The sequence below is a fragment of the Exiguobacterium sp. UBA5002 genome (assembly GCF_002396765.1).
Classification (GTDB): Bacteria; Bacillota; Bacilli; order Exiguobacteriales; family Exiguobacteriaceae; genus Exiguobacterium_A.
In genome coordinates this window covers 46,481-53,399 of record NZ_DGYQ01000017.1, presented here as the reverse complement: position 1 = coordinate 53,399, position 6,919 = coordinate 46,481, and the positions used below count along the sequence as shown (strand labels likewise).

The 6,919-nt window shown below is 45.9% G+C and carries 11 protein-coding genes and 1 pseudogene; 3 read left to right on the top strand and 9 right to left on the bottom strand.

Annotation, left to right across the window (positions count from 1 at the left end; all coding sequences use genetic code 11):
* Nucleotides 1–134 precede the first annotated feature (134 nt).
* Nucleotides 135–1,079 (bottom strand): phosphotransferase, encoded by a 945-nt coding sequence (locus tag B4C70_RS03785; protein WP_290777060.1) that lies wholly within the window; start codon nucleotides 1,077–1,079, stop codon nucleotides 135–137.
* A 71-nt stretch (nucleotides 1,080–1,150) separates the two neighbouring features.
* A complete protein-coding gene (locus B4C70_RS03780) occupies nucleotides 1,151–2,452 on the bottom strand; it encodes an APC family permease (RefSeq protein WP_290777056.1) in 1,302 nt (433 codons plus the stop codon).
* 146 nt (nucleotides 2,453–2,598) lie between these two features.
* Between B4C70_RS03780 and B4C70_RS03775 the strand changes: the two genes are divergently transcribed.
* Complete coding sequence (locus B4C70_RS03775; RefSeq protein WP_214728159.1) at nucleotides 2,599–3,000, top strand: VOC family protein; 402 nt, start codon at nucleotides 2,599–2,601, stop codon at nucleotides 2,998–3,000.
* Between the two features lie 115 nt (nucleotides 3,001–3,115).
* Here B4C70_RS03775 and B4C70_RS03770 read toward each other — a convergent pair whose 3' ends face one another.
* The 6 genes from B4C70_RS03770 to B4C70_RS03745 are packed head-to-tail and all read right to left on the bottom strand — an operon-like array spanning nucleotide 3,116 to nucleotide 4,939.
* Nucleotides 3,116–3,469 (bottom strand): hypothetical protein, encoded by a 354-nt coding sequence (locus B4C70_RS03770; RefSeq protein WP_214728167.1) that lies wholly within the window; start codon nucleotides 3,467–3,469, stop codon nucleotides 3,116–3,118.
* The gene (locus B4C70_RS03765; protein ID WP_251055691.1) at nucleotides 3,466–3,681 is read right to left on the bottom strand and encodes a helix-turn-helix transcriptional regulator; all 216 of its coding nucleotides are present in this window, start codon (nucleotides 3,679–3,681) and stop codon (nucleotides 3,466–3,468) included. Before B4C70_RS03765 ends, B4C70_RS03770 begins: the two co-directional genes overlap by 4 nt.
* Nucleotides 3,682–3,737: 56 nt before the next feature.
* A complete protein-coding gene (locus B4C70_RS03760) occupies nucleotides 3,738–4,001 on the bottom strand; it encodes a GNAT family N-acetyltransferase (RefSeq protein ID WP_290777058.1) in 264 nt (87 codons plus the stop codon).
* 12 nt (nucleotides 4,002–4,013) lie between these two features.
* Nucleotides 4,014–4,193, bottom strand: coding sequence for a hypothetical protein (locus B4C70_RS03755; RefSeq protein ID WP_214728169.1), 180 nt, complete (start codon nucleotides 4,191–4,193; stop codon nucleotides 4,014–4,016).
* A 16-nt stretch (nucleotides 4,194–4,209) separates the two neighbouring features.
* Nucleotides 4,210–4,554 (bottom strand): DUF3147 family protein, encoded by a 345-nt coding sequence (locus tag B4C70_RS03750; protein ID WP_251137603.1) that lies wholly within the window; start codon nucleotides 4,552–4,554, stop codon nucleotides 4,210–4,212.
* Entirely contained in the window at nucleotides 4,535–4,939 is a 405-nt protein-coding gene (locus B4C70_RS03745) for a MarR family winged helix-turn-helix transcriptional regulator (RefSeq protein WP_214728171.1), read from the bottom strand. Before B4C70_RS03745 ends, B4C70_RS03750 begins: the two co-directional genes overlap by 20 nt.
* A 74-nt stretch (nucleotides 4,940–5,013) precedes the next feature.
* Here B4C70_RS03745 and B4C70_RS03740 point away from each other — a divergent pair, with 74 nt between their 5' ends.
* Both B4C70_RS03740 and B4C70_RS03735 read left to right on the top strand, forming a co-directional pair.
* On the top strand, nucleotides 5,014–5,370 hold the full coding sequence (locus B4C70_RS03740) for a hypothetical protein (protein ID WP_023468468.1): 357 nt from the start codon (nucleotides 5,014–5,016) through the stop codon (nucleotides 5,368–5,370).
* A 15-nt stretch (nucleotides 5,371–5,385) separates the two neighbouring features.
* Nucleotides 5,386–6,153: a nucleotidyltransferase domain-containing protein gene (locus B4C70_RS03735; protein ID WP_214728175.1), complete on the top strand. Its 768-nt coding sequence runs from the start codon at nucleotides 5,386–5,388 to the stop codon at nucleotides 6,151–6,153.
* On the opposite strand, the pseudogene B4C70_RS03730 reads toward B4C70_RS03735, so the two are convergent.
* Nucleotides 6,142–6,853, bottom strand: a pseudogene (locus B4C70_RS03730) (SAM-dependent methyltransferase). The gene B4C70_RS03735 and the pseudogene B4C70_RS03730 overlap by 12 nt on opposite strands.
* Nucleotides 6,854–6,919: the final 66 nt, after the last annotated feature.

The following is a 6,919-nucleotide window of genomic DNA, read 5'->3' as shown; positions in this document are numbered from 1 at the left end:
AAGCGCATTTATGCGCTGTCAGAGACAAACAAGCCCGTTTTCCTGCTTAAATAAAGCAGGAAAACGGGCTTGTGTCTCGCCTGAGGAAAGTGCGTGAAAAGACGCGTCATTCTTTTTTTGAGTCAGCCTCTTTTTCATACTATCGTTTGAAGCCAGTCGTACCATTTTTCCCGATCATGCCGTCTTAACTCCGCAAGCGTCTGAATGACTTGCTCTGTTCCAAGTCTCTGTTCTGCTTCGGACGAATTCGTCTTGTCCAGTGAACGATCGAGATTGAAGACTAACCAATCAAGCTTGCTGTGGACACTGCGGTCGATGACACTGTACCAATCGACATCGAGTACTTGATTCGTCGTTGCATATCCGTTTAAGAACGAAGAAAAACGTTCTGCATCGTGTGTGCCATCCACCCGGCTTGACCAATAACAAGCGGTCTCGAAAAGATCGAGTATCGGATGAATCGGTCCGGCAGACTCCCAGTCGATAACGACCGGTCCGGTTGTTGTCCAAATGACATTCTTCGGATCGAGGTCACGATGACTGATGACACAGTCATTCCCTAACGTCTTCATCGAGCGGCATACATCCGCTTCGATCGCTCGTAGTTGCTGCACCAGTTCCCCCAACTGTCTCGCCCAACGCTTATTTTGCATTTGTCCTTGTTGAAGAAAACCATTCCAATCAATCGGAACATACTCAGATGAAACGGAAGGAATCGACGGCGTCGTTTCGATCGCCGCTCGATGTAACGTACCTAGTACGTTACCAATGGCTTCTGCATGCATCGGACATAAGTCCTGCGTTTTTAAAGTTTGTCCGTCGATCCACGGGAACAAGAGACAGCATGATTCTCCCACTGCATACAACGGTCCATCTAGACGAAGTGCCGGCAACGCAGATAGCAACTTTGCAGCGGCAAACGCTACATCCTCGGATTGAATGAAGTTAGCTCGAGCCGTCTTCCACTTCATAATTTGTTGATTTAGACGTTTTACGACGAAGTGTCCTGTATCCGTCGAAAAACGGAACATCTCGTGCATCAGTCCTCCTGAGAGTGGTGAAAGATCCTGCTGATACATACCAATTCGAAAGTCTAGGCATAATTTTTTCATTTGTTCGTCATTCATTGAAAACTGCTTTTACTTAACGCTTACGCGGATTGATCCGTTTGTTTCGTATGACGAATAAAATAATATTCACCGATGAAAATCAAGATGATACTGACGAGGGAGACGATCAGTACGAGCGGATCCGTCTTTCCCTTGAGATACAGAAATGCCAGTAACACGATGGCGTCAAACAAAATCGCCAATGTGACCACCCAAACGCGAACATGCAACTGCTTACGAAGATGTTTTAAGACGCCGACATGAATGATGTTATCCATGACCAAGTACAGAATTGCTCCCATCGACGCAATCCGAGATAGATCGAAAAAGACAGTTAGCAACATTGCTAGGACGATCGTATAGACTAACGTATGTTTTTGCACGGATCCCGGCATACCGAAATGACGATGCGGAATCATATGCATGTCCGTCAACATCGCAAGCATCCTTGAGACGGCAAAGACGCTCGCAATGATGCCAGAAATCGTCGCAAGGAGCGCGATGGATACCGTGAACCAGACGCCTTTATTTCCAAGTAACGGGCGGGCTGCTTCAGCTAACACATAGTCTTTCGCTTGAATGATTTGATCAAGCGACAATGTCGATAAGACGGAAAAGGCTAACAAGAGATAGACGATCAAACTAATCAGGATGGACAACATGATGGCTACGCCGACGTTTCGTTTCGGGTGTTTAATTTCCGAGCCGCTGTTCGTGATGGTCGTAAACCCTTTAAACGAGAGAATCGTTAGTGCGACAGCCGCGACATAATTCGTAATCGACCCATCCGACGTAGTGTTCGGACTATCCAGCTCAAATCCACCAATCGATAAAATCAAAATGCCGAACAGAACGAGAGCTCCGATCTTAAGCGCTGAAGTGATTAACGAAAATGTTTGGATAAACGAATTCCCAGAGATGTTGACGATGAATGCACCAATCAATAAGACGACACCGAGTGTTGGAATCCAGTAACTAGCCTGTTCTCCTGGTACGAGTTGTAACAAGTAGGTACCGAACGTGCGCGCCACGAGACTCTGATTGATGATCATCGAGATTGCCATCAGCAGGGCTGCAGCGGCAGCAATCGTTCCCTTACCGTATGCTTTGACAAGAAACATGCCGATTCCTCCAGCTGATGGAAAAGCATTGCTCAATTTGATATAAGAATAAGAACTAAATCCAGTCACGATACCGCCAATAATGAAAATATACGGCAACCAGGAACCCGAGAGTTCTGCGACCTGTCCGAGCAAGGCAAATATCCCGGCACTGATCATAACACCAGTTCCAAGACCAACGGCTCCTTTTAAACTAATACTGTCTTTTTTATACTCTGCCACTATCGTTCCTCCTCTTGATACTTCAGTAAGTTAGATACAGTTTCCCTTACCGGTCCTGAATTAATCATTTTTCAATTTCAGACCTGCTCCTTTATACTGATAAGGGTCGATTTCTACTATGAAGAATGAAAGAGAAGAGGTTTATTATGAAACAAATTCATCACATCTGCATTCAGACGACGGACTACGCTGCGTCTAAAAACTTTTATGAACAGCTCGGGTTCTCGCTCGTCCAAGAGTCACCTGGTTTTCACGACCGTGCCTTTAACAGCTGGTTGCGTCTTGGTGACTTCTATATCGAGTTGCAAACACCGAAATCAGGTCAATCGTTCACCGATTATACGAAACAAGCGGCTGGTCCCGTCCATTTCGCCCTCTACGTTGACGACTTGCAAGAGGACGTAACACGCCTAGAACGACTCGGTATGCCCTTTTTACCAAAGGACGGTGGTAACATCTATTTCGTCGTCGATGGCCATCTCAGCAAATTAAAAGCACCAGAAGGAACAATCATCGAGTTACGAGATACGTTTGCAATAGAGGGTTGAAGCACTTGCACTTGTAATTGTGATTTTAATGGTTCCAAAAATGAACTAAAAGAGGAATGATTGAATCAATCCATTCCTCTTTTCTCTCTATGTAGCTTACATGAATCGACACTCCTCACATCTTTCGATTCACGTATAGCAATGTAATAGGGAAGAGTAAAACGTGTCCTCCTAATGCTAACAACAGAGCAAATTGAATGTCTTGAATGATCGACAGATTGACGAGTACCAAAATCAAGTAAAGATAACCGATACTAATTAAATAGGCGATATGTCCACTACGTATTTTGACTTCGTTTTGCCGCTCATCATACGGTTCGTTCGGTGAGAAACTCACCGCTGTGATGCGTGAGGCAATACCTGCTAAAACCAGGACGATACCTAGTGTTTTCATTTCTGAAATCTCCATCGTCATGTATATCCCTATTCCAATTAAAGCAAGATCCAACAATATATTTAATCGCTTCATGCTGTTCCCTCCTCGCTCATTCGATTCGGTGTAAAGATGTCTTCGATTCGCCGTTCAAACAGATCAGCTAGTGTAAACGCGAGGTCGAGTGACGGATTATACCGCTCTTTTTCGATGGAAATGACCGTCTGACGCGACACGTTCAATCGTTTTGCCAGTTCGCCTTGCGACCAACCTCGTTCTTCGCGCATCTCCTTGACCTTATTTTTCATGATTTCACCTCGTAGTCCCACTATATGTAAATAACACACTACTTGTCAAGTTTCCTTTACACCCTCTTCATACGCTCCCACATGATATACCGATTGTCTCTCCCGACCTGAATCAATCCCGCTTTTTCGAGTACTCGGATTGATGCTTGATTCGTCGACTCCGTCTTCGCAAGTACCCCTGTCACTTCCGTTTGTTCAAACGCCCATTCAATCAATGCTTGAACTGCTTCCGTCGCAAACCCTTGATTGAGATACGCTGGTAACAGACCATAACCGATTTCGACCGCTTGTCGTATGTCCGGCTTCCCCTTGAATCCGATATCCCCGATTACTTAACCATCCTTTGTCATGACGAGCCAGCTGCACCAGTATAATAGCGAGGAATCTGACGCTATTGACATCAAATGCTGCTGAACTTCCGGTCCGTTATCGTAGTGCTGTTGTTGTAAATGTGTCACGTCATTCGCTGTACACGGATGAATCGTCAATCGCTTTGTTTGAAGGGTTATCATTACTTTGTCTCCTTTTTTAGGTTTGCCACCACTGTTGTAGGTAACGTTGGATATACCAACAAACGATAAAAAGACTTGTTGCACCGAGTACACTGTAAAAAACAGGAATACCTAAGCGGATCAATCCATATAAGACGGCAAGCAATAAGAACGTCGCTGGTAATCCGAGTAACACACTCTTTAAGAATGTACTCAGTTCTGCCCGTTCACTTCCCTGTTTAACGAGCCAGGCAAAACTGATCAGACTGACGACGGGCAATGCAGACAACACACCACCCAGTGACGGTGAACGCCGAGCGACTTCCGTGACGAGACAGATGACCAGTGCGCTCGATAGCACTTTAACGAGAAAAGCAGTCATCTGCCGCCTCCCGCAACAATCGAAACGCCTGTTCAATCGCCTGTTGGTCTGTTTTTGACATCGTAGCAAGGACTTGATTCAACCGTTCAGGATCGAGTTCCGTATGACGACGAACGATTGTATCCCCCAAGTCTGTCAAACCAATTGTCACTTGGCGCTGGTCTTCTGGATTCCGTTTTTTTTCGATATAGCCTAATCCCTCCAACTTTTTGACGTGCTCAGACGTCGTATTATGTGAGAGGCGAAATGCCTCGGCAATCTGCTTGATCGTCGGATTCATCGCAAATTGGATGTATTGCAAAATACGCACACTTTGGTGAGACAGGTTTTCTTCGAACCGTGGATGTAATTGATAATAAATTTTTGCAAAATCAGCTGAAATCATAATGCTCCCCCTTATATCGTATAATCCGAATATATCGTAAATTACGATATATAACCAGAGAAAGAGGTATTTTCATGAAAAAAGTGTTAGCTACTATCGTATTGGTCATTCTTTTTCTCAGTGGATGCTTAGCGGAGACGACGATGACAACGACGGACCTCATCGCGGCGGAAGCCATTGAACAAGATCAAGACGTCATCCGCTTGAACGATCGCGTGTACCGACTAGATCAGGTAGTAACCGTCTCGAGTCTTTCTTTGACTCCTGGTCCACGTGTCCAAAAAATAGCATCCGAAAAGACGCTCAAGGACGGCATGGCAACTCGTCTTAAGAGCGGTACGGTCATCTATCAAGAAAAAGATGATACGATGTTTTTATATGTGCAGCGAAACAAGAAGTGGTATCGCTATCAATCCATCCCTGAAGGATGAGGAGGAGGAAGACAGATGAAGTATCCAACGACATTGGGCACGAAAAATGGCTACATCCACAATCCAACTTCCGCTGAAGCGATTCCTGTCCGTTATCGTGCCGTGATTCAGGACGTCGTCGCCTATGTACAAACCTTATCCGCGTTTCATGGCGTGTACTTGTATGGCAGCGTCGCCAAAGGAACGGCGCGTTCCTTTGAATCCGACCTCGATTTTACACTGATTTTGACAGAGCCGTTGACGGAAGAAGAACACATGCAGTTAGATGAACGGACAGAAGACTGGTTGAAGGACTATCCATTCGTCACCAAAATCGATTATGACATCGGTCTGCTTGGCGACGTCATACGGGATGACGAAGCACTTCGTTGGGGCGTCTGGTTGAAATCCGTCAACTTGTTTCTGACAGGCGAAAATCTCCAAAGTCGATTTCCGTCCCTTCGTCCGACACGCGCTCTTGGCTTCGCATTAAACAGTGGGCTATCCGAGCAGTTGAGGTCTGATCTATCACGTCTAGAGAAAGGGCAAGTCACCTTGCTTGATTCGGATTCGATCGTGAAACGGATTGTTCGGAGCGCCTATCACCTCATCTTAGAGGAAGATCAAAGCTTCGTGCATGACCTCGAGACACTCCGCCCGATCCTGCTTCATTATTTCCCTGACGAACCGCGCTTTTTGTCACTGTTCGCCGCATACGATACAGACCAAATCGTTTCGCTAGAAGATGTCCACTACTTTGTGGACTGGTTCGCGTCTCGAATGCCGGACGAATCAATTCTTTAATCGAAACAGACCAGTCCACAGTCCAGCATGACCAAATAATGCCTCTGGATTGTCGACGGGTTTCATTTCCGTTAGTTCGATGACGTCGAATGCATCGAATATGGAGAGTAATCGCTCTTTCGTATAGCCGAGTCCGCCTTGGAGACTATTTTCTTGATAGACTTCCCAGTCTGTCAACGTCGCCCCGCCAAGCGGACCGCCCGCAACAAAACACGTTAATCCGAAATATCCTCCTGGTCGCAACATCTCCTTCATTCGCGTCACGTAGGTCAAACGTCGATGTGGCGCCATATGGTGAAAACAGCCTGAATCGTAAATGAAATCATATGTATTCTGTTCTGTCGTCTCTAGAAAATCTTGCTTTCGAAACGCAACGTGCGCTCCAGTCTGTTGTGCTTGTTCCGTTGCCCATTCTAACGCGGTTGCTGAAAGATCCAGTCCAGTCACCGAGAAATCGTGTGTTGCGAGATAGATCGCATTTCGCCCCGGTCCTGTACCGAGATCGAGTGTGTCTCCCGGCGAGATCCAACCCTGTTCGACGTAGCGAACTAAGTTCTCGTCCGGAATGTTCTAAAAAAAACAGGACCGGTTTCGACCGATTTTCATAGAACTTGTCCCAAAACGGTTCTGGTTCACGCAATCGTGCGTCGAGCATCTTTAAAATATCCTCCATCGTATCAATCGTCTGTGTTTCTGTCATTGATTATTTCCCCCTCTTTTCTTCTATAATATTGTATTCGCTTTCCCTCCCTGATTCCCCTGTATT

Coding starts and splice junctions, on each gene's coding strand:
- B4C70_RS03740 (WP_023468468.1), top strand. CDS start 5,014: ATGAAAAAAGTGTTAGCTACTATCGTATTGGTCATTCTTTTTCTCAGT.
- B4C70_RS03765 (WP_251055691.1), bottom strand. CDS start 3,681: ATGAAAAATAAGGTCAAGGAGATGCGCGAAGAACGAGGTTGGTCGCAA.
- B4C70_RS03755 (WP_214728169.1), bottom strand. CDS start 4,193: ATGATAACCCTTCAAACAAAGCGATTGACGATTCATCCGTGTACAGCG.
- B4C70_RS03785 (WP_290777060.1), bottom strand. CDS start 1,079: ATGTATCAGCAGGATCTTTCACCACTCTCAGGAGGACTGATGCACGAG.
- B4C70_RS03735 (WP_214728175.1), top strand. CDS start 5,386: ATGAAGTATCCAACGACATTGGGCACGAAAAATGGCTACATCCACAAT.
- B4C70_RS03745 (WP_214728171.1), bottom strand. CDS start 4,939: ATGATTTCAGCTGATTTTGCAAAAATTTATTATCAATTACATCCACGG.
- B4C70_RS03770 (WP_214728167.1), bottom strand. CDS start 3,469: ATGAAGCGATTAAATATATTGTTGGATCTTGCTTTAATTGGAATAGGG.
- B4C70_RS03775 (WP_214728159.1), top strand. CDS start 2,599: ATGAAACAAATTCATCACATCTGCATTCAGACGACGGACTACGCTGCG.
- B4C70_RS03750 (WP_251137603.1), bottom strand. CDS start 4,554: ATGACTGCTTTTCTCGTTAAAGTGCTATCGAGCGCACTGGTCATCTGT.